Origin of the sequence: Lysinibacillus alkalisoli (assembly GCF_014643595.1) — a bacterium.
GTDB classification, from domain to species: domain Bacteria; phylum Bacillota; class Bacilli; order Bacillales_A; family Planococcaceae; genus Metalysinibacillus; species Metalysinibacillus alkalisoli.
This window is the reverse complement of sequence record NZ_BMJT01000002.1, coordinates 262,429-283,493: the sequence shown is the minus strand read 5'-3', so window position 1 is coordinate 283,493 and position 21,065 is coordinate 262,429. Positions and strand designations below refer to the sequence as shown.

At 36.3% G+C, this 21,065-nt stretch carries 21 protein-coding genes; 4 read left to right on the top strand and 17 right to left on the bottom strand.

Annotation, left to right across the window (positions count from 1 at the left end; genetic code table 11):
* Positions 1-16 precede the first annotated feature (16 nt).
* Positions 17-1,192 (bottom strand): MFS transporter, encoded by a 1,176-nt coding sequence (locus IEW44_RS03850; protein ID WP_188613705.1) that lies wholly within the window; start codon positions 1,190-1,192, stop codon positions 17-19.
* A 187-nt stretch (positions 1,193-1,379) separates the two neighbouring features.
* On the opposite strand from IEW44_RS03850, the gene IEW44_RS03845 reads away from it, so the two are divergent.
* Positions 1,380-2,981 (top strand): ABC-F family ATP-binding cassette domain-containing protein, encoded by a 1,602-nt coding sequence (locus tag IEW44_RS03845; protein WP_188613704.1) that lies wholly within the window; start codon positions 1,380-1,382, stop codon positions 2,979-2,981.
* A 45-nt stretch (positions 2,982-3,026) separates the two neighbouring features.
* On the opposite strand, the gene glpK is transcribed toward IEW44_RS03845, so the two are convergent.
* The 6 genes from glpK to pdxR all read right to left on the bottom strand — a co-directional run bounded on the left by glpK (position 3,027) and on the right by pdxR (position 11,285).
* Complete coding sequence (gene glpK / locus IEW44_RS03840; protein ID WP_188613703.1) at positions 3,027-4,520, bottom strand: glycerol kinase GlpK; 1,494 nt, start codon at positions 4,518-4,520, stop codon at positions 3,027-3,029.
* 22 nt (positions 4,521-4,542) lie between these two features.
* Positions 4,543-5,349 (bottom strand): MIP/aquaporin family protein, encoded by an 807-nt coding sequence (locus IEW44_RS03835; protein WP_188613702.1) that lies wholly within the window; start codon positions 5,347-5,349, stop codon positions 4,543-4,545.
* Between the two features lie 149 nt (positions 5,350-5,498).
* Positions 5,499-6,065, bottom strand: a complete 567-nt coding sequence (locus IEW44_RS03830) for a glycerol-3-phosphate responsive antiterminator (protein ID WP_188613701.1) — start codon at positions 6,063-6,065, stop codon at positions 5,499-5,501.
* A 12-nt stretch (positions 6,066-6,077) separates the two neighbouring features.
* Positions 6,078-7,721, bottom strand: coding sequence for a glycerol-3-phosphate dehydrogenase/oxidase (locus tag IEW44_RS03825; protein ID WP_188613700.1), 1,644 nt, complete (start codon positions 7,719-7,721; stop codon positions 6,078-6,080).
* A 150-nt stretch (positions 7,722-7,871) separates the two neighbouring features.
* The gene (locus IEW44_RS03820; RefSeq protein WP_188613699.1) at positions 7,872-9,851 is read right to left on the bottom strand and encodes a cation:proton antiporter; all 1,980 of its coding nucleotides are present in this window, start codon (positions 9,849-9,851) and stop codon (positions 7,872-7,874) included.
* 48 nt (positions 9,852-9,899) lie between these two features.
* Positions 9,900-11,285, bottom strand: a complete 1,386-nt coding sequence (gene pdxR, locus IEW44_RS03815; RefSeq protein ID WP_188613698.1) for a MocR-like pyridoxine biosynthesis transcription factor PdxR — start codon at positions 11,283-11,285, stop codon at positions 9,900-9,902.
* Positions 11,286-11,386: 101 nt separating this feature from the next.
* Here pdxR and IEW44_RS03810 point away from each other — a divergent pair, with 101 nt between their 5' ends.
* On the top strand, positions 11,387-11,827 hold the full coding sequence (locus IEW44_RS03810; RefSeq protein WP_188613697.1) for a GNAT family N-acetyltransferase: 441 nt from the start codon (positions 11,387-11,389) through the stop codon (positions 11,825-11,827).
* A 288-nt stretch (positions 11,828-12,115) separates the two neighbouring features.
* A complete protein-coding gene (locus tag IEW44_RS03805) occupies positions 12,116-13,231 on the top strand; it encodes an S-layer homology domain-containing protein (RefSeq protein ID WP_188613696.1) in 1,116 nt (371 codons plus the stop codon).
* Between the two features lie 42 nt (positions 13,232-13,273).
* On the opposite strand, the gene IEW44_RS03800 is transcribed toward IEW44_RS03805, so the two are convergent.
* The 7 genes from IEW44_RS03800 to IEW44_RS03770 form a co-directional block, all read right to left on the bottom strand.
* Positions 13,274-13,975 (bottom strand): hypothetical protein, encoded by a 702-nt coding sequence (locus IEW44_RS03800; RefSeq protein WP_188613695.1) that lies wholly within the window; start codon positions 13,973-13,975, stop codon positions 13,274-13,276.
* On the bottom strand, positions 13,972-14,838 hold the full coding sequence (locus IEW44_RS03795) for an ATP-binding cassette domain-containing protein (RefSeq protein ID WP_188613694.1): 867 nt from the start codon (positions 14,836-14,838) through the stop codon (positions 13,972-13,974). Before IEW44_RS03795 ends, IEW44_RS03800 begins: the two co-directional genes overlap by 4 nt.
* Before the next feature lie 13 nt (positions 14,839-14,851).
* Complete coding sequence (locus tag IEW44_RS03790) at positions 14,852-15,202, bottom strand: GntR family transcriptional regulator (RefSeq protein WP_188613693.1); 351 nt, start codon at positions 15,200-15,202, stop codon at positions 14,852-14,854.
* A gap of 132 nt (positions 15,203-15,334) precedes the next feature.
* On the bottom strand, positions 15,335-15,916 hold the full coding sequence (locus IEW44_RS03785) for a hypothetical protein (protein WP_188613692.1): 582 nt from the start codon (positions 15,914-15,916) through the stop codon (positions 15,335-15,337).
* The gene (locus IEW44_RS03780) at positions 15,913-16,545 is read right to left on the bottom strand and encodes an ATP-binding cassette domain-containing protein (RefSeq protein ID WP_188613691.1); all 633 of its coding nucleotides are present in this window, start codon (positions 16,543-16,545) and stop codon (positions 15,913-15,915) included. Before IEW44_RS03780 ends, IEW44_RS03785 begins: the two co-directional genes overlap by 4 nt.
* Positions 16,546-16,559: 14 nt before the next feature.
* On the bottom strand, positions 16,560-17,288 hold the full coding sequence (locus tag IEW44_RS03775; protein WP_188613690.1) for a hypothetical protein: 729 nt from the start codon (positions 17,286-17,288) through the stop codon (positions 16,560-16,562).
* Positions 17,285-18,106 (bottom strand): hypothetical protein, encoded by an 822-nt coding sequence (locus IEW44_RS03770; protein WP_188613689.1) that lies wholly within the window; start codon positions 18,104-18,106, stop codon positions 17,285-17,287. The genes IEW44_RS03775 and IEW44_RS03770 overlap by 4 nt, the downstream gene beginning before the upstream one ends.
* Before the next feature lie 466 nt (positions 18,107-18,572).
* Here IEW44_RS03770 and IEW44_RS03765 point away from each other — a divergent pair, with 466 nt between their 5' ends.
* A complete protein-coding gene (locus IEW44_RS03765) occupies positions 18,573-18,812 on the top strand; it encodes a hypothetical protein (RefSeq protein ID WP_188613688.1) in 240 nt (79 codons plus the stop codon).
* 67 nt (positions 18,813-18,879) lie between these two features.
* Here the strand turns inward: IEW44_RS03765 and IEW44_RS03760 are convergent, their stop codons facing one another.
* The 3 genes from IEW44_RS03760 to IEW44_RS03750 all read right to left on the bottom strand — a co-directional run bounded on the left by IEW44_RS03760 (position 18,880) and on the right by IEW44_RS03750 (position 21,011).
* Positions 18,880-19,719 carry a YitT family protein gene (locus IEW44_RS03760; protein ID WP_188613687.1) on the bottom strand — a complete coding sequence of 280 codons (840 nt, stop codon included), beginning with the start codon at positions 19,717-19,719 and terminating at the stop codon, positions 18,880-18,882.
* 121 nt (positions 19,720-19,840) lie between these two features.
* Positions 19,841-19,990, bottom strand: coding sequence for a 50S ribosomal protein L33 (rpmG, locus tag IEW44_RS03755; RefSeq protein ID WP_188613686.1), 150 nt, complete (start codon positions 19,988-19,990; stop codon positions 19,841-19,843).
* Between the two features lie 22 nt (positions 19,991-20,012).
* Positions 20,013-21,011: a ZinT family metal-binding protein gene (locus tag IEW44_RS03750; RefSeq protein WP_188613685.1), complete on the bottom strand. Its 999-nt coding sequence runs from the start codon at positions 21,009-21,011 to the stop codon at positions 20,013-20,015.
* Positions 21,012-21,065 lie beyond the last annotated feature (54 nt).

Genomic DNA, 21,065 nt, shown 5'->3' with positions numbered 1-21,065 from the left:
AAGAACATCTCTTTGTTTACATACGAGATTTTGTGCGTTGTAATTGTAAGAGAATGCATAAAATTAATACAACAAGTACAAACAATAAAAAAATCACATAGGTATAATTTTTCGTATAATCTATCATAATACCGATACATAATGGCAAAATGGCACTTAACATAAAGCCGCCTGACAGCACCATAGAAGACCATCGATTTGCTTCATCTTCATTACGGGCTTCATCAAGTGGCAATAATAAACCGATTGGAAACATACCACTTAATGCCAATGCTATTACGATAATACTACTCCAAATCATCACACCTTGTCCTAAATATAAACCGATTAAACCAACGCCAACTAGAGTGGTTAAGGTAAATAACCACATGATACGATGTGGAAAGCGTTCTAACAATAGCGGGATGGCTAAATTCCCTAACATTTGTACGAGAGCAAATACCATTAATACTTGACCTGCACCTGCTTCTGTAAACCCTTTAGCTTGTACAAGTGGCGATAAAAAAGCCATCAACGTAAAGAATAGTGCTGTTTGCATCCCAAAAAATAATAAAATAAGCCACGCACGTTTCGAACGCCACGGGTTCCTTCCCTTATGTGTGACCGTTTGTTCATTACAAGTAGTTTGTGCTTGTTTAGTGGCTGTCACTGTCCAAATGATGTAAGCAAATACGGCAAAGAGACCCCAACATGCGAGTGCTATTTCCCAAGTCGTTTTTACATACAAAACATATGTAAAACTTGCGCTTAGTGTGGCGCCAGCGCCAATCCCAAATGAGTAGACACCTAACGCACTTGCTGTATGCGATGGAAACGTCGTTTTAATAAAAGTGTTAATCAATGGGCCAATAACAGCAATAGCAAAGCCTGCCAACAAACTTGTGATCACTAAACTCGTATAACTTGGCCATATCAATCGACATAAAAAAGCGATAACTAATAGCAACAGCATCATACGCATCGTGCGATGTAAGCCTAGTTTTTGTTTTAAGGGAATCGCTAAAGAAGCAAAGAGACCCATGCAAAAGACAGGTACGCTTGTTAAAATGCTAATTTGTGTATTCGTGCTTTGTAAATCATGTAATAAGGTTGTTGTTAATGGCCCGATAGACGTGATAGCGGGTCTTAAATTGAGCGCCACAAAGAAGATGGCAATAAGCCAAAGAAATGCTGTGGCTGTTTGTCGTTTCATAGTTGTTTCCTCTCTCTCTGTAACTATTGAAGCATAGCATTATCTAAACAACAACCCCATTCACAAAACTGCTATAAAGCGTTGTAATAATTTAATAAAAATGGTCGTGAGTTATCCCCCTATGTATGAAAAAACGTGTTATACTTGAAACACTGTGTAAAATTTAATTTTTTTTAGGAGGATTTTCATGATTCAAGTAAGTAACGTAGGTCTTCGTTATGGCGACCGTAAACTATTCGAAGATGTTAATATAAAATTCACACCAGGTAACTGTTATGGTTTAATTGGTGCTAATGGTGCTGGTAAATCCACTTTTTTAAAAATCTTATCTGGCGAAATTGAAGCGCAAGAAGGTAATGTGGCAATGGGTAAAGATGAGCGTTTAGCTGTCTTAAAACAAGACCACTTTGCTTATGAAGAATTTACCGTGCTTGATACTGTAATTATGGGACATGAACGTCTTTATGATGTAATGCAAGAAAAAAATGCGATTTATATGAAGGAAGACTTCTCGGATGAAGATGGCATGCGTGCTGCTGAGCTTGAAGGTGAGTTTGCTGAGTTAAATGGTTGGGAAGCTGAATCTGAAGCAGCGACTTTATTAAATGGTCTTGGTATTACGGAAGAGCTATTACATGTGACAATGGCTGAACTTGAAGGTTCTGATAAAGTTAAAGTCCTATTAGCGCAAGCTCTATTTGGGCAACCTGATGTACTATTACTAGATGAGCCTACTAACCACTTAGATTTACAAGCGATTCAGTGGCTAGAAGAGTTCTTAATTAATTTTGATAATACAGTAATTGTTGTCTCACATGACCGTCACTTCTTAAACAAAGTATGTACGCATATTGCTGACCTTGATTTTGGTAAAATTCAACTTTACGTAGGTAACTACGACTTCTGGTATGAGTCATCTCAACTTGCACAAAAAATGATGCAAGACCAAAACAAGAAAAAAGAAGAGAAAATGAAGGAATTACAAGAATTTATCGCTCGTTTCTCTGCGAATGCCTCGAAATCGAAACAGGCAACTTCACGTAAGAAAATGTTAGATAAAATTGAATTAGATGATATTCGTCCGTCTAGCCGTAAATATCCATTCATTAACTTCCAAATTGGGCGTGATATTGGAAATGATGTGTTAACTGTAGATGGCTTAACTGCCTCTCAAGAAGGTGAGCAATTATTCAAAGATATCCGTTTCTCTATGAATAAAGATGATAAAATTATTCTTCTTGGTAGCCCTATCGCAAAAACGGCTCTGTTAGACATTTTAATGGATCAAAAAGAAGCTGATGCAGGTACATTTAAATGGGGTGTAACAACATCTCAAAGCTATTTTGAATTAGACCACGACAATTACTTCCAGGGTGGCGAAAAAACACTTGTAGATTGGTTGCGTCAGTACTCACCAGATGATGAGACAGAAAGCTTTTTACGTGGTTTCTTAGGTCGTATGTTATTTAGTGGGGAAGAAGTTAAAAAATCACCATCGGTATTATCTGGTGGGGAGAAAGTGCGTTGTATGTTATCCAAAATGATGTTATCAAGTGCTAACGTTATTTTATTAGATGAGCCTACTAACCACTTAGACCTTGAATCCATCCAAGCATTAAACGAAGGCTTAATTCGCTTTAAAGGTGCCATGTTATTTACATCACATGACCACCAGTTTATCCAAACGATTGCTAACCGTGTCATTGAAATTCAGCCAGACGGTTCGATTTTAGATAAACAATGCACATATGATGAGTTTTTAGAATGGAAACAAACGAATAAAAAATAACATATAAAACCCCTATTGTGCTTAATCAATAGGGGTTTTTTATTCTTATTTAAACGTTTGTGCAGCAGTCACTGCCTTTTTCCATCCGCTATAAATCTTCTCGCGATATGCTTCTTCCATATGAGGTGTAAATTGGCGGTCTAAGTGCCAGTACTTACTAATCTCATCCGTTGACTTCCAAAAACCAACGGCTAACCCAGCTAAATAAGCTGCACCTAGCGCTGTTGTTTCGTTAATTTCTGGACGATCTACTGGCACATTTAATAAATCCGATTGGAATTGCATTAAAAAGTTATTGGCTACCGCTCCCCCGTCTACACGCAAAATAGCTAATGGAATGTTTGCGTCCGCTTCCATTGCACCTAACACATCTTTAGTTTGATATGCTAATGATTCCAATGTGGCGCGTACAAAATGCTCTTTAGCCGTACCTCTAGTTAAACCGAAAACAGCGCCTCGTACATCTGAGTCCCAGTACGGTGTACCTAAACCAACAAAGGCTGGTACAACATAAACACCTTCTGTAGAGTCTACGCGAACCGCATACTGTTCAGACTCTGCTGCATTGCGGAACATCCGAAGCCCATCTCGTAACCATTGAATTGCAGAACCTGCCACAAATATACTTCCCTCAAGCGCATACGTAACTTTACCATCCAAGCCCCATGCTAAAGTCGTTAAAAGTCCGTTTTCTGACTTAACAGCTTTTTCACCTGTATTCATTAACATAAAGCAACCTGTACCGTATGTGTTTTTCACCATGCCTTCTTCAAAACAAGCTTGACCAAATAAAGCTGCTTGCTGGTCACCTGCTGCACCTGCAATTGGTACAGATGAACCAAATAATAATGTTGCTTGTGTTTCCCCATAAATTTCGGAAGAAGGACGTACTTCTGGCAACATAGAAGCTGGTACACCTAAAATATCAAGTAATTCTTCGTCCCATTTTAAGTCGTAAATATTATACATGAGTGTACGTGAGGCATTAGAGTAATCTGTAACATGGACTTTACCACCAGATAATTTCCAAATTAACCACGTATCAATTGTTCCAAACAATAAATCGCCTGCCTCAGCTTGCTCACGAGCGCCCTCCACATGATCTAAAATCCACTTCACTTTTGTGCCTGAGAAGTAGGCATCAATGAGAAGACCCGTTTTATCGCGAAACTTATCATTATAACCCTTTTCCTTTAGTGCCTCACAAATTTCGTTCGTTTGACGAGATTGCCACACAATGGCATGATAAACAGGTTTGCCGGTATGTTTGTTCCAAACAACCGTCGTTTCACGCTGATTTGTAATGCCAATCCCAGCAATTTGATTAGAGTCAATGCCTTTTTCTGAGAGCACGGCAGCAATACAAGATAAAATAGAGGACCAAATCTCTTCGGCATTATGTTCAACCCAGCCTGCATGCGGAAAATATTGCTGGAATTCTTGCTGTGCAGTATGAACAATAGCACCATGCTCATCAAATAAAATAGCACGTGAACTTGTTGTACCTTGGTCTAAAGCTAAAATATATTTCTTTGTCATACGTTTCCCTCCAATATATAGTTCATGATACATGATGTTTTACATTTTTTATGGTCATCTGCGCCCCTATGAAAATGAACACAATGACGACGGCAAATAACCAGAATGCGATACTTTCTTCCCCTTGAAAAATACGTTTAAAAAATAATGCGCCAAATACGCCACCTATCATAGGACCAACTACAGGAATAATAGCATAACGCCAACCTGAGTCGCGCTTTCCTGGTATAGGTAATAAAAAGTGTGCAATACGAGGACCTAAATCCCGTGCTGGATTAATAGCATACCCTGTTGGCCCACCAAGTGCCATACCAATAACAACAATTAACATACCGACTAAGAAAGGATTTAATCCATCTGTTATCACGTTTGTGCCTAATGCTAATATACCCAGCACAAGTGCAAATGTACCAATTATTTCTGCAATTAAATTAGATAAGGGGTGTGATATTGCAGGCATAGTAGCAAACACCGCTAATTTGGCATTGGCATCTGTTGTACCTTCCCAGTGCGGCAAATACATAAAGTAAACAAGTGTAGCACCAAGCATAGCACCAAGCATTTGAGCAATAATGTATGATGGTACATCCGCCCAAGCAAAATCGCCTATGGTAGCTAATGCCATTGTCAACGCAGGATTCAGATGGGCCCCACTAATTCCTCCTACTGCATAGGCAGCCATCGCTACTGCTAACCCCCAAGCAAAAGTAATGACAACCCAACCGCCACCAAACCCTTTTGAATCCTTTAATGATACACCTGCAACTACGCCACCGCCAAATAAAATTAATAACATTGTACCAACAAGTTCAGCTGTAAATGCGGACATCATATTCCCCCTTGTTTTACATCATTTAGTTAACAACAAAAAAACCACATGTAACACACCTGCTCTTACCAGCAGATGCCTCCATGTGGTTTCCTTTTCCTAATCACGCGTCTATGAACTTAAACTACATTCTATTTTAAAAATTTTGGCTAGTCAACCTCTTTCTTGCTGGCTTTCCATAATTTTTTACTAGAAGTCGTAATAGCTATGGCACCTGCTGCAAGCGCTTGTTCCATATGTTCAACAGAGCGGATTAACCCACCTGTAATCACTGGCGTTTTCGTTTGGGTATAAATTTCTTCTATCATTGATGGTATTATACCCGGTAATAACTCAATATAATCCGGTTTTGCATTCTCAATCATTGTATAGCTTTTTTCTAATGCAATAGTATCAATTAAAAACACACGTTGAATAGCTAAAATCCCTCGTGCCTTTGCTTTAATTAAAACATTAGAACGCGTTGAAATAATGCCAGCAGGGCGCACATCATTACATAAGAAATCAGCAGCAAAATTATCGGTTTTTAAACCATGAATTAAATCGGCATGGATAATGAGCTTTTTATGCTTGCGATCTGCCTCTCGTTTTAATGAGAGTAAAAGGCTAATATGAACTTCTAATAACACAATATATTCGTAATCACTCGCTAACATCTCATCAAACTGCTTTATCGTACGTGCCGCTGGCATAATTTTTTGATCATTAAAGTGCATAACGACTCTCCTTTACTTTGCAGTAGTAGCTCTTATAATTTCGGCAGCTACATCTTTAGCATAGCGATTTTGTTGGGCCTCTGTCCAATCTAATTGCTTTGCCATCTCTATTAAAATCGCTTGTTGATACTGTTTAACTTGCGCAATAGCAAAAAACATAGCACCTGTACGGCGTATTAGAAAATCATTAGGATGCATGACCATCTCATAGTCAATACCATAACATAATTCCGCATATAACCCGTTAGGTAGTGACGTATCATTGGCTTTTACATAGGCAAAAACTACTTCTGCATTACTACCATATTGTTGTGCAATCCTTGTTGCCTCTTCTTTTGTTAAACCAAGCGCCATACCTTTTTCCGTGCGGCGTTCTATATAAGTAGCTAAATGTTTAGAGCCACCTATATCTCCACCCGAGATCGGTAGTTGTTTAGTACGACAAGGCGTAATCGTTTTTCTTAGTTTAGGTGCTAACGTTGTTAACACTTCATCCAACACAGTTTCTGCCATTTTACGATAGCCTGTTAATTTACCACCCGCAATGGTTACTAATCCTGATGTAGAAGTCCATACTTCATCTTTACGAGAGATTTCTGATGGGTTTTTTCCGTCTTCATAGATTAATGGACGCACACCTGCCCAGCTCGATTCGATTTGGGCATCGGTTACTTTAACTGCTGGGAACATATAATGAATCGCCTTTATAATATAATCACGGTCCGCTTGTGTAATATCCATCTCTTTGGCGTCCCCTTCATAAAAAGTGTCTGTTGTACCAACATATGTTTTACCATTACGAGGTATGGCAAATACCATGCGTCCATCAGGTGTATCAAAATATACTGCCTGATGGAGAGGAAAATCATTTTCATCGAATACTATATGCACACCTTTTGATAACATCAAATGCTTTTTTCCTGGTGATGCATCATCGTATTTACGTACATCATCTACCCAAGGTCCTGCAGCATTAATTACAGTTTTCGCACGAACGGTAAATGTCTCCTCTGTCATCTCGTTTTGTGCAATCACACCATTAACTTTGTGATTTTCATCATATGTGAAGGATTGTACCTTTGCATAATTTAATAATGTTGCACCTTGTGTCACAGCTGCCTTAGCGACTTCTATTGTCAATCTAGCATCGTCTGTGCGGTATTCCACATATACACCACCACCTTGCAGACCCTCTCGTTTTACAAGAGGCTCTTTATCCAATGTAGCTTCTGCACTTAGCATAGCGCGTCTCTCAGAGCGCTTCACACCTGCTAAAAAATCATACACACGTAAACCAATATTGGTAGAGAACTTGCCAAATGTACCTCCTTTATGGAAAGGTAACAACATCCAAACAGGTGTTGTAACATGTGGTCCATTCTCATAAACAATGGCACGTTCTTTACCTAACTCCGCCACCTCTTTAATTTCAAACTGTTTTAAATAACGCAATCCTCCATGCACTAACTTTGTAGAGCGACTTGATGTACCAGCAGCAAAGTCCTGCATTTCTAATAGCGCAACAGACAATCCTCTAGCGCTAGCATCCAGTGCAATCCCACAACCTGTAATACCTCCACCAATAATGACTACATCAAAAGTTTCATTTTGTAGTTTTTCTATTGTTACTTGTCGACGTTGTTGTGCTGTTGTCATAGTTGTTTCCTCCTTTTAATACGAAAAAAGAGACCAACAAATCATAACTATAGTTATATAGTTATCATCTGTGGTCTCTCATTCGCTCAAACCAATTATTAACTTATCCTCAGTGTACTTGCTTTCTAGTAAAAAGGCAAGTGATGGGTATTAATCTTGGCCGTCTAACAAAATAACTGTCTCTAAATTATTTACAAATCGTCGCAACTCTTTTGCGGACTCCGTTGTGATTTCACCTTTTTTATACATCATATTCACCATTTGACGTTGTGCTTCTATCGCTACTAGTGATAAATACTCTTTTTGTTCTTCACGCTCATCTGCATCTACATCAGTAGCAGCATATTGTAATTGACGATAATATAATTCAATACGCTGCGCTAACTCAGGCTCTAAGTCTGGAGCATGTTGCACATGATCAATAATTGCATTAATCACATAATTCGTCATATGTTTACGCACAGTTTCAATATGTGTAATAACTTCATCTTCTTGTTTGTTCAATTGCCACTCATGTATAAACTGTCTTGCACGTCGCTTTAGCAAAGCAAAAGCAGAATGCTTTAAATGATCCTTGCGCTGTTTAAGTACATAGTGAATTTCTTTTACAACTGCTTCACTACATGGATTGTGCTCCGTATATACTTTAGCATAATGTTCTTCTAATTGTAGCCCAATCATACGAACCTTTACCATTTCTTGTTTGCGTGATTGCAATGTTTTTTCCGATTGTTTACGTTCAAGAGAGAGTTGCATTGTTTGATATTGACGCATTAAAGCAATTGCGGCTGTAGCGTTGTCATCCCTCGCTTCTCGCTGTACAGCCTGCATAGCAGCACGTATCATTTTTTGTTTTTCAGCTGTAAGATCTAATTGCTGTGTAACTTGCTTTTCATTTAATAAAGGCAACATAATGGTAGCTAAAATTAGCGTGAACAAAATCACCCCTGCTGCTAAAAATATTAACAATTGACGATGAGGAAATGTCTCACCTGTAACAGTAAGAAAAGGTAAAGAAATAATACCTACCATTGTAATTGTTCCTCTTACCCCTACAAGTGTAGTAATTACATGTTCTTTCATACCCATTTCCTCTGAACGTTGTAAAAATCGTTTTTCAAACCACCCAACACCAACCATCCAACAAAATCGTATAGCTAACACTACAACACCTATGGCTAATACATAACCGACAAGGACAGTATTTTTCATATCATTATTAGCTAAAATATCGGAGGTGGCAGATGGTAGTAATAAGCCTAGTAATAAGAAAATGACACCGTTTAAAACAAAGGTTAAAATCGTCCACATATGGTCTGTTACAATTTGTTCTTGTGCTATCATATTCTCGCCTTTTTCACGTAAAATGGCTGCAATAATACCACCCGTAACAACGGCCATCACGCCTGAAGCATGAAATACCTCTTCTGAGACAAAGTATAAAATAAAGGGCGTTAAAATTTGTAGTAACACATAAAAAGTAGGGTCTACAATCCCGATACGTCTAAAATGCATGCGGACAATAAATAATGCAAGCGCACCAAGTAGACCTATGACTACACCTACGATAAAGGTATAGAGAAAATCTAGCGAAGCTGTTTTTAATGAAAAGTAGCCTGTGACGATGGCTGCTACACCATACTTAAAGCCAATTAATCCTGAAGCATCATTAATGAGTGACTCTCCGCGTACTAAATTCATAATGCGCTCTGGAATTTGTACTCGACTTGCAATACCGTCTACTGCAACAGGGTCTGTTGGAGACAAAATAGCCATTAAAGCAAAAGCAGCCGCAAGCGGTATGGACGGGATTAACCAATGGACAAATAAACCACCAATTATGGTCGTGAGCAGTACTAATACAATAGCATTACCTAAAATCGGAAAACGCATACGCCATAACTGCTCTCGTGGAAAATGTGCACCGTCATGGTACAGTAACGGCGCAATAAATAGTAATAAAAACCATTCTGACTCTATTTCAAATGTATGTTGAGACAATAGAATGGCTGCTACTAAACCAATGCCTATTTGAATTAATGCAATAGGTATAAAAGAAATATAATGCGCAATCACATTTGAGATAATGAGCAAGATTAATAATAACAAAATAAAGATAAGCAGCTCCATAAATCAACCTCCCTAAAAATTCACTATGGTACAAAGTTCTGTACTTGGTTATACCCTATTTTCCTTAACTTCATGTAGCCACGCCTTTTTTAATTGTGCCACTCCCATGAACATTTGCTCATCAGTTACATTAGCAAAGCCCATTAAAATATGAGGCGTCAACTCATCATGAGTTATATATAAATCCGAACTTGGATAAACTTTTACGCCCATTTGTAACGCTCTATCTAGTAAAGTAGCTTCATCCATGGACAAATGGACAGCAATCATAATATAAATGCCTGCTTGTTTGCCAATGATTGTAATAGTATCACCAAATGCTTTTGTTAAGGCTTGTACTAGTGCTTCCATCTTACTTTTGTATACTTTACGCATACGTTTAATATGCCGCTCCCACTCTCCCGTTGTAATAAATTGTGCTAATGCTAGTTGATGGATATGTGAGGCATTGTTTTCAAGTAATGCAAACTTTTCTTGGTAACAAGTAGCAAGGTGCGTAGGTAAAATCATATAAGCAACCCGCACTGCTGGCAAAAAAGCTTTTGAAAAAGTGCTCATATAAACCACACGTTGTGGATCTAGTGAGGCAAGCGCTGGAAAAGCTTTTTGACCGTAACGATACTCCCCGTCGTAATCATCTTCTATAACATAACCCTGTCTTTCATGCGCCCATTGAATACATCGCCAACGTTCCGCTACATTGAGAGCGGTGCCATACGGGTATTGATGTGACGGTGTAATATAACATATCTTGCTCTTACACTGAAATAATGCCTCAATGTCTGTACCTTGTGCTGTAACAGGTATCGTTTCCAACTGATAGTTTTGCAATTGAAAAATCGTTTTCACACCACTATATCCAGGCTCCTCTACAATTAAACTCGTAAACTCATCACGTAATAAAATGGTCAAATGCATGAGTAATTGTTGGGTACTACTGCCAATCACAATTTGACTGGCTGTTGTTTTTACACCTCTTGCTTGAAAAACATATTGAACAATCGCCTCCCTCAACACTTGCTCACCTAACATTTCACCATATTGATAACCAATGGGCTCTTTAAGCACTGCTTGAGTCAATTGACGCCACTTCGTTAGTGGAAAATGTTGTTGATCAACAGCGCCTAGTCGAAAATCAATCATTGGTGGACAGACGTTTGGTTTTTGAGGTATGGTTTGCGTTTCACTATGCATAAAAATAGGCTCCATTGGCTCAACAAAATAGCCACGTTTTGCAACAGCACGAATATATCCTTCAGCCACTAATTGTTCATACGCTTGTAAAGTTGTGTTACGACTTACTTGCAAATCTTCCGCTAAAGCGCGTATTGATGGCAGTGCATCATCCGCTTGCCAATGCTTTTGTTCAATCCCTAGTTTAATCTGCTCATAAATTTGTTGATATTTCGGACGATTTTCATCTAAAATAAACATTTTATTCTCCTTCTGACATGTCGTTTTTTATAATTTTGTACCTTTTAACATGTCATAATTCTTTATATAGTAGATATATCACAACGAAATGAGGTATGACAATGACAATTTTTCAAGCTACATTAAAAGACCTTCCTAAACTTGTTCCATTGTTTGATGGCTATCGTCAATTTTACAAACAAGCGAGTGATTTAGAAGGTGCTACACAATTTTTAGAACAACGTTTAATTAACCAAGACGCTGTCATATTTATTATTACCGTTGGTGATGAATACGCTGGGTTTACACAGCTATACCCTATCTTTTCATCAAAAGCCATGCAAGATGCTTATTTATTAAATGATTTATTTATTGCTCCTGAGTTTCGTCGCTCAGGTATTGCAGAACAGTTAATGCGTTATACTTTTGCATTCGCTAAAGAAGAAGGCGCAAACTTTGTAATGCTTGAAACAGCAGTAGATAATATTAAGGCACAAGCATTGTATGAAAAGGTAGGGATGATTCGCGATACAGAACGCTATTATTACGCGATTCAACCTTAATTTTACTTGTATCTCCTCCTACAGATACGAGTAAAGGCAAGTCATGTATCCTCCTACAGATACGAGTAAAGGCAAGTCATGTATCCTCCTACAGATACGAGTAAAGGCAAGTCATGTATCCTCCTACAGATACGAGTAAAAGAGGTTAGCTAATTAGCTAACCTCTTTTATACTGTTATTCAGTTCATCATAAGCTTATTTTTCGACTTGTATCATTACACAATATTTCTTTTTTTCCATTTATCGTATATTATAAGAGATAGTATATTAACAAGGAGGCATATTATCATGAAAAAAATAGGCTTAATAAGTATGACTATAGTACTTTTTTTGATATTTTGCTTACCTATAGCCGAAGCTAGCCAATTCAAAGACGTACCTAAACAACACTCTCTACAAATCGAAATTGAATACCTAGCTAATAATCAAATTATAAAGGGGTATCAGGATGGAAATTTCAGACCAAATCAGCTCATTAGTAAAAAACATATTGCTAAAATGATGGCAGATGCCCTAGATTTACACAAAAATGAGCTTAAACATCCAAATTATAAAGACGTGCCACGTTCGCATCCTTACTATGAAGAGATTGCATCTTTATATACAATAGGTATTTTTAGTGATGCTGAATACTTCAAACCAGACTCTTATATTTCTAGAGCTTTTATGGCAAAAATATTGGCGCAAGCATTTGATTTAAAATCAATTGCTGACAACTCTGTAACTTATGAAGATGTGAGTCAAACACATGCTTTTTATCGCCCAGTCCAACTTGTAACAATGAATCATATTGCAAAAGGTTATAGCGATAATTATGGCGTGTTACATTTTAAACCCCATCAGTTACTAACACGCGCTCACTTTTCCGCCTTTTTAGCTCGTGCCATTACACTACAAACTGGGAATTTCACACCAAATACAAATTATACGTACTATTACACTACAAAGGATGATACTAGTATTGCAACATTATCCTTTGAAAAAGATTATAGTTTTAACCTAAATAGGGAGACTCATTGGCAAGCTTTTTCTAAAGATGAACCTCAAGGTTACCCTACTGTATACTTGCAAAATAGCAATGAATGGTCATTTGGTATTCGCAATACGGGGATTGGCCTATTCCTTCCCTATCCGTTCACTATTGGATTAAAACATGATAACTTATCTGGTGGTTATGATCCTAGTAGGCAAGAGATTATAGAAACAAACGCGACGATCACTTTAAACGATAAAACATATACAAATGTTGTTATTGTGCAAGAAACCTATTGGAATTATGACGACAATTACCAACCATCAAGTTTAAGTAGCGATAAGATTTATATTGCTCCTGAATATGGTATTATTGCCGCTTCAACACATGGTGAGATGAAGCAACTATTACATCATCGCGAAGCATATTAAAATAAAGCGAGCCACAATATTGTGTGACTCGCTTTTTTCAACTTATGATGTAACAGAAACGGCTGGTAACTTTTGAACAGCCATTGTCATTAAACCATATAATAAAATACTCATGCAAATTACACCACCATAGATCGTTATGAAAGAGACTCCTGTTAAATGCTCATATATTTTGCTATACCACTCTAATGGTAACGCTACGATAATTAATAAACCAAGTAGTCCCATTGCAGAGTACCCGCCAATTGTGCCAAAACGATAAAAAATATAATTAGCGATCAAGCCGATGACTAAACTGAATAATAGAGCAGCTACATCTGCGATAAAAATTAGGTGTAAGGGTAAGGTTTCATCAAACCAGTAAATAGGATGTAAAATAAACATTGTTTTCATATTAAATAGCGTTACAATTTGAAAATACAAAGCATGTAAACCTACTAAGAATAAGGCGCTCACCGTACTTAATGCGATAAAAATTACACCGACCATTTTTAAATAATGTGTGCGACTCATACCAAATCGTAAAAAATAATTAAATGTCTTTGTTAACACCTTGGTACCTAAAATAACAAAGAAAACATATACAGGTACAGAAAAAGAAATAAAAATAGTAATATCTGTTTTAATAAGTTGGGCAACCATAAAAGAAATAGCAATGATACATAATAAAATTGACCAAAATATGGTGATTTGTCGTTTGTAACTTTGTGTAAAAACAAACATGCTGCCTGTCAACATCTTCATACTGCTACGCCTTCTTTCTTTTGGTTGCTTAAATATACGAGTACATCTTGTACAGAAACGCGCTCTACAACTATAGAACTTGTCTCATCTAAAGGTTGTTGTAAACGTAAAACAATCGTCTTTTCTTTCATAAATACATGTTCATGAATAATAGTATGTTGTTGTGCTATTTTTTCTACTTGCGCTTTGTCACCACGAATCGCAATGATTGTATCATCCCAATCCATAATAGCGGTATGTAAAATTACTTCACCTTGTTGTAAAATTAATACTTCTTCAAATAAATCGCTCACTTCATCAATTAAATGTGTAGAGAATAAAAATAGTCTAGGATTTATTTCTTGTTGTTCTAATAACACATCATAAAATTTACTCCTTGCTGCAACATCCATTCCAATATATGGTTCGTCAAAAATAGTAATTGCTGCTTGACTAGCCAAACCTACAATAATACCTAGTGCTGATGTCATACCTTTTGATAAATTTTTTACCTTTGTTTTAAGTGGTAAGGCAAATATCTCTACTAGCTCATCAGCCAATGCACGGTCCCACTTCGGATAAAAGAATTGATTAGCTTTTAAAGCTTGTTCGACAGACATTTCAACTTGAAAATTACCTGTTTCCGCAATGAAACAAATCTCTTGTAAAACAGCTGTATTATTAAAAGCTGGTTGACCATTGACTTTAAACTCACCTGTAGTAGAAGGAATTAAACCTGCTAATAAGTTAAGAAATGTAGTTTTTCCAGCACCATTATGTCCTAAAAATCCAATGATTTTAGGGCCTTCTAATGTAAAGTTAATATCTTTCAATACTTGCTTCTGTTTGTATTGCATTGTAATGTGACATGCTTCTATTTTCATATAGTCATACTCCTTATAACATTTGTCGTAAATCTTCTTCTGAAATGCCTAATCGCTTTGCTTCTGCTTTTAATGGTGTAATAAATTGGGCAATAAATAATTGCTTGCGCTCTTCTAATAAAATACGTTTTGCCTCTGCACTAACAAACATACCAATGCCGCGTTTTTTATAAACAATCCCTTTATCGACCAATTCATTTACGCCTTTACCTGCTGTAGCAGGATTAATTTGAAATTCTTTTGCGAACTCATTTTTAGAAGGGATTTGGTCCTCTGGTTGTAATACCCCATCTAAAATATAATCTTCAATTCGCTCTCGAATTTGTTGGTAAATTGGTTTTTCATCATTAAGTGAATGTCTCACAAGCCCTCCATAACAACTTTATTCGAGTTAGGTTGGTTACTCGTATAACCAACTATACTACCTTCGTTTTTTGCTGTCAATTATTTTTTGCAAAATAAAATACTGCTACCTTATGGCAACAGTATCTCTGTGTTAGTTATAAAAATTATCATCATACGCAATTGTCATGGAAAAAATCATTTTTTCAGCATCAGAAAAACGCTCACTTACCCCTCCCATCAAACTTGTTCTTGCTGTTATCGTCTCACTAAGATCTATTACTGCTAGATTACCACCATTGACTATTTCAGTAGGATTAAATAATTTTTCTACTGCTTTTTTATCATACGTAACGGGCATTGCCTGCATGAAGGGATCAAAAAAACGATAAAACTCTGGTAAAAATTGCGGGTCTTTTAAAGGCGCTGTATTGTTAATCATCACTAAAATAGAAATAACACCTTGTTCTTGGATTTTTGTAATAAAGTGCTTCGTGATACTTACAGAAAACAACTCATGATTAAATTCATACGTATCAGACGCATAACCTTCACCCCTATCTTCAGTTGTTTTACTAGCAAAAGGAGATAATATATACTCTGTTTCTTCTAATGTAACGGGGAAATATGATGGGTCATAGTCAGGTATCTCTCTTAACTCTGGACGTAGCTGACCACAACCTGTCAATGAAAACATCACCAGTAGTATGAAGAGCAAGTTTGTATATTTTTTCAATGTAGCATCTCCCCATTGTTTAATTCGTACACAACATCACATAAATAATCAATTTGTCGCTCATCATGGCTTGTAAGTAAAATCGTGTTACCTGCATTTTTATAATCTAGCAGTAATTTTTGGATTTGTTCAACGCTTGTTTTATCTAATCCGTTAAACGGCTCATCAATAATTAAAATGGATGGTTTCTCCATCATAGCTTGAGCAATTCTGAGCTTTTGCTTCATACCTAAGGAATATGCTCCCACTTTTTTATGTGCAACGGCGTGTAACCCTACAACATCTAGTGCTTCTATAATCGTCTCATCTGTAATATTATTTTGGATTTCAGCTAATAGTTTTAAATTTTTAAAACCTGATAAATGATTAAAAAATGAGGGGGATTCAATAATGACCCCTGTATCTTTAATAAAATGTTTACCACATAGCACAGTTTGACCATGTGCCATAATACTGCCTTGATCTACAGGTGTAAACCCACATATTGCCTTCATAATCATTGATTTCCCTGACCCGTTATGTCCAATAATGCCTGTACATGTACCTTCATGTAATGCGAATGAAATGTTGTGAAATATCGTTTGTTGTTTAATTGTCTTTGTAATGCCTTGTACTGTGATAACTGCCATATTAAAACCTCTTTTCATTGAACTTCATATACTATTTTTTTAAGTAAAAATTGAATACTAACGATCCCTATTACACCTAATAACATACCGTCCACATAATAACTTGTCCTATCGAAAAATAAGATTGTAACAAATGGTACAGACCGATCTACCATAAATAAAACAATAATAGCTAGTAATGCACCTAACTGGGCAACGACTGCTGTAAATTTTATGTAAAGGATAAAGGCCAGTTGCACAATAGCTATCAAAAGTACGACACGACAAACCCCAAATAAAATGAGAAATATTAACCATTCTACTTGTGTCATATCAGCATCATAAGGCGCGTGATAATGTATTAACATAAACACAATAAGTAAATGACTCCATGTATACCCTATGATTGGCAAGATAAAATGACCTTTAATATATGTGAACAATTTTTGCTGCGTACCAAAACGGAGGGCTAAAAATTGGTGCTGTGACTTCTTTTTCATGAGAAATGGCATAGAGCCTATCATTAAACCACAGAAATAAAAAAGCAGTGAATGTAATAGTATAAATGGGCTTTCTTTATCTAAATAAGGAGTGTTATTAAAATGAGATGGTACAAATATTTTATTGAGTACATCTGATTCATAAAATATAAATTCTTTAGCTATAAGAGAGGTATTAATATCATGAATAGCCGAAAAATAACTATACACCCCTAACAAAATACCTAAAATAATGGCTATTACAGAATGTTGATATGTCTTCATGTTTGATACCCTTTCACATTTCGCTTCACCCCAAATATAATAAGTATCATCGCAAGTACTATAATTGGTAACAGGGGATAAAATAATTGCAACGTTGGTGTAACCGTATTATAAGCGACTACCATCTCGACAATTTCAAAATATTTATTGCCTGTTTTAACACCCAACTCAACATATGATTGATACAAAATCATCATGATAAATACTACAATATAGCCTTTATTAATCCACAGCATAATACCACTTGCTAATAAGGAAAATACAAAGGCCACAGCGCCGTAAATGACTACAACAATAAAAAGAAAAACAAAATAAGGGTATTTATTATAAAAACCATCAGGGAAAATGGCTGTCACTCCGCCTATATCGTCTAATGCATTTGTTAAAAACAAGCCACCTAACGTAATATAGACCACAAACACGCTAACCATCACTATTGCTGCAATACATGCATATTTTATAATGCTTGTATAATAGGCTTTACTTAGCGAAGTAAAACGATTTCTTCCTAAAATAAAATAACTATTTTTTTCTTTTAAGAAAGGTAATGTCATAAATGTTGGAAATAAGACAAATATAAGAACAAGATGGTACATAGAAGCACTAATAAAACTTTCCCATGTTAAGCTTTCTATAATAAAGTTAAATTGAATATCTTTTCTAAACGCTTCTGGATAATCGTTGCTAAAATGAAATAAATACGCCAAAATATCACTTTCAAAAACCCAAGAAATACATAATAAGAGCCATAAAATCGTAGCGGATAGTATCGTATAGCCGTTAACAATGGCTTGCTGTAATATGATCTTTTGTTTCAATTCAAAACCTCCTCATCGCATTATAATAACTTTAATTCATACATTCTAAATTTTTCCCATATGGGTACAACCTCCTTGATCTACCATCATTAGTGTAAGATAAAGTTATTGCTAAATTATTACTAAAGTTGATATATACCATAATTGTTTATTTTGATAGGTATGGTAATAGTGTTATAATGAAAAATTTTACGCAATATCAAGTCAAATCAGCTCCTATATCGGCAGCGTTTGCTGGCCATATCACGTTACAATTATGAGCGTCGTCATGTAGTTCGAGCTATGTACGTAATCCATTGTCATACCACCTCATGCAGTAATAAATGTTTTAAAAGGGTTAGGATAAAGTTATTAAGGCTAATGTTTTAATATATTGTAAATTACATACAAATACCTAAATAATTTTACTTTAAATGCTATTTTTATTATAATTAATGTTATCTTTTAATGATTGGAGGTTATTGTATTGTATAGTGTGCTAGAAGTGCTTAAGAGGTTGCCAACGGATGAGTTACCCACATATGGTGAAATCATTACGTTTGCTCGGATTTATAAAGCGAGGCCCCGTTTTGGTATTATTACGGTTGATTTGTTAGAGCAAAAACTTCACTTGTTAGCGCAAAAGGGCGAGATTCGCTTAGTTTATGCTGAAAACACCGACCACCCTCATGTTTTAGTCGGTGTGAAACTACCACATTTCATGTAATGTGTGTGTATTCATATGATAATAAAAAAACACGATAGACGCTGTCATCTCAGCGCCCATCGTGTTTTTATGATTTGGATAAATCAATAAAGCCTTCGCCAAATACATCACGTACATCATGTACGGTAATAAATGCATGTTGGTCAATGTCCTTCACATAATTTTTCAGTTTCACAATTTCTTGACTGCTAATAATAATGTAGAGTACATCTTTTCGTTCTTTCGTATAATAGCCATAACCTGATAAAACCGTCACACCACGATTCATTTTATAGGTTACTTTTTCTGCAATCTTATCATGCTCACTTGAAATAATCGTGACTGCTTTTTTATGATTTAACCCTTCAATCACAAACTCCATCGTCTTTGTGCCTACATATAACATAATAACTGTTAATAATAACGCTTCAAAGCCAATAACAAAGTAAGACAGACCAACTACAATTAAATCAAAAAATAACAACGCATAACTGACACTCCACCCTAAATATTTACTAGCAATTTTAGCTAGAATTGTCGAGCCTGCTGTTGTACCACCTACACGTATTATTAGACCAATACCTACGCCTGCAAATACGCCACCAAAAACTGCTGCAATAATGCGTTCATTTGGCAATACTGCCCAAGACTCTGTGAAATGTAAGAAGATTGATAAGAAACAAATCACTATAATAGTGTAAATCACCGTTTTTCGACTTAAAAACTTATAGCCTATGACTAATAAAATCGCATTCAAAATAAAACTTACAATACTTGGCGCCCATTGGAATAAGTAATACGCAATAATCGTAATACCCGTTACACCGCCCTCACCTAACTCATTCGGGATGGCGAATAAATTAATTGCCAGCGCGAAAATAAATGACCCAATGATGAGCATAACTAAGTCGTATAAAAATTTCTTCATGTCAAAACCACCTTTTTCGCCTAAAATCACTACTATCACTATACCGTATTATTATGGGGGAATACCAAGCTTTTTTTCGGTTTTCCAGCGATTCTTCTTAATTTTAGACAGGTGGCCCTTGTTATTTACTTTCTTTATGCCAAGTCACTTTATTTAGACGTGGGCAATACTTTTTTAATGCTAGTCGTTCGGGATGGTTGCGTTTATTTTTTGTTGTATGATAATTTCTGTCGCCACACTCTGTGCAAACTAAGGTAATTTGTACACGCATTTCTGTCTCTCCTTCTCTACTATTAATGAGCTAATAAATCATGAATAATATCATCTGTCGTAAAATCACTTGGGAAGTATGTTGGCCAATTGCTTAATTGTGTTAATAATTGCGTGCGGTCTTCTCCCCAATATAAATGAAAGTGATCTACTACTGTAGGTGCAATATTATGATCACTAAATTGCATATATTGAGGCATACTTTCATCCCCCGCTTCTTTTTTAAAGATGTATCGCACACCACGATTGCCTTTATCATAGGTTAAAATCTCGTAACCATCGTAACTATAATTCGCTTTTTGTGCTTGGTTACCTTGATAAAACGTAAATGTATAATTATCAATCACAATACGGTCAACATCAGTTTTATACCCTTTTTGATAATAGGTTTTATATTCGGCTACTGTTTTATCGCCTTTTTCTGCCTTATGCTCAAACACAGCTTGAAATGCAGGTTCATTCATTAATGGATAGATCGATTGCCAGTCTCCTGCCCAATCTGTTAAGGGACGGTCTTTTACTTCTGCATCTTCAAAAAAACCTTCATGAATTTTTACAGTTTCATCATTATGTGCATGCTTGTGGTCATGTTGCTCATGTTTATGGTTATGCCCGTGGTCGTTAATTTTAATAGGCATAATGGGGGTACGTGCTATCGCTTTGCCTTCCCGATAAAGCACTGCCACTATTTCAAAATCTTTAGTAGCTGTGATAGCGAAAGTATTATCTTTTGCTAATTCATCCAGCCGCCAATCGTCTTTATCTTGCTTTACATACCAGTGCCAATGCACATTTTCTTCATCTGTCTTGGCGATTAAGTTAATACGATCACCTGTATGATAATGGTCAGATAAACCTTCTACCTTTGCTTTTTCGGCTAATGCTTCAATATCAATTGCATCGTGTGTATGTGCTGTCTCCTCTTGTTTAATGGCTTCTTTTGTTTCTTCTTTTGCTTGGCATGCTGTCAATAGCGTAAAGGCTGTGCCTATTGCCAACCACTTTGTCCATCTTTGTAACATCGTTATTTTCTCCACCTTTTTTAAATTGTAATGATTACGATTTAAAAGATAGCA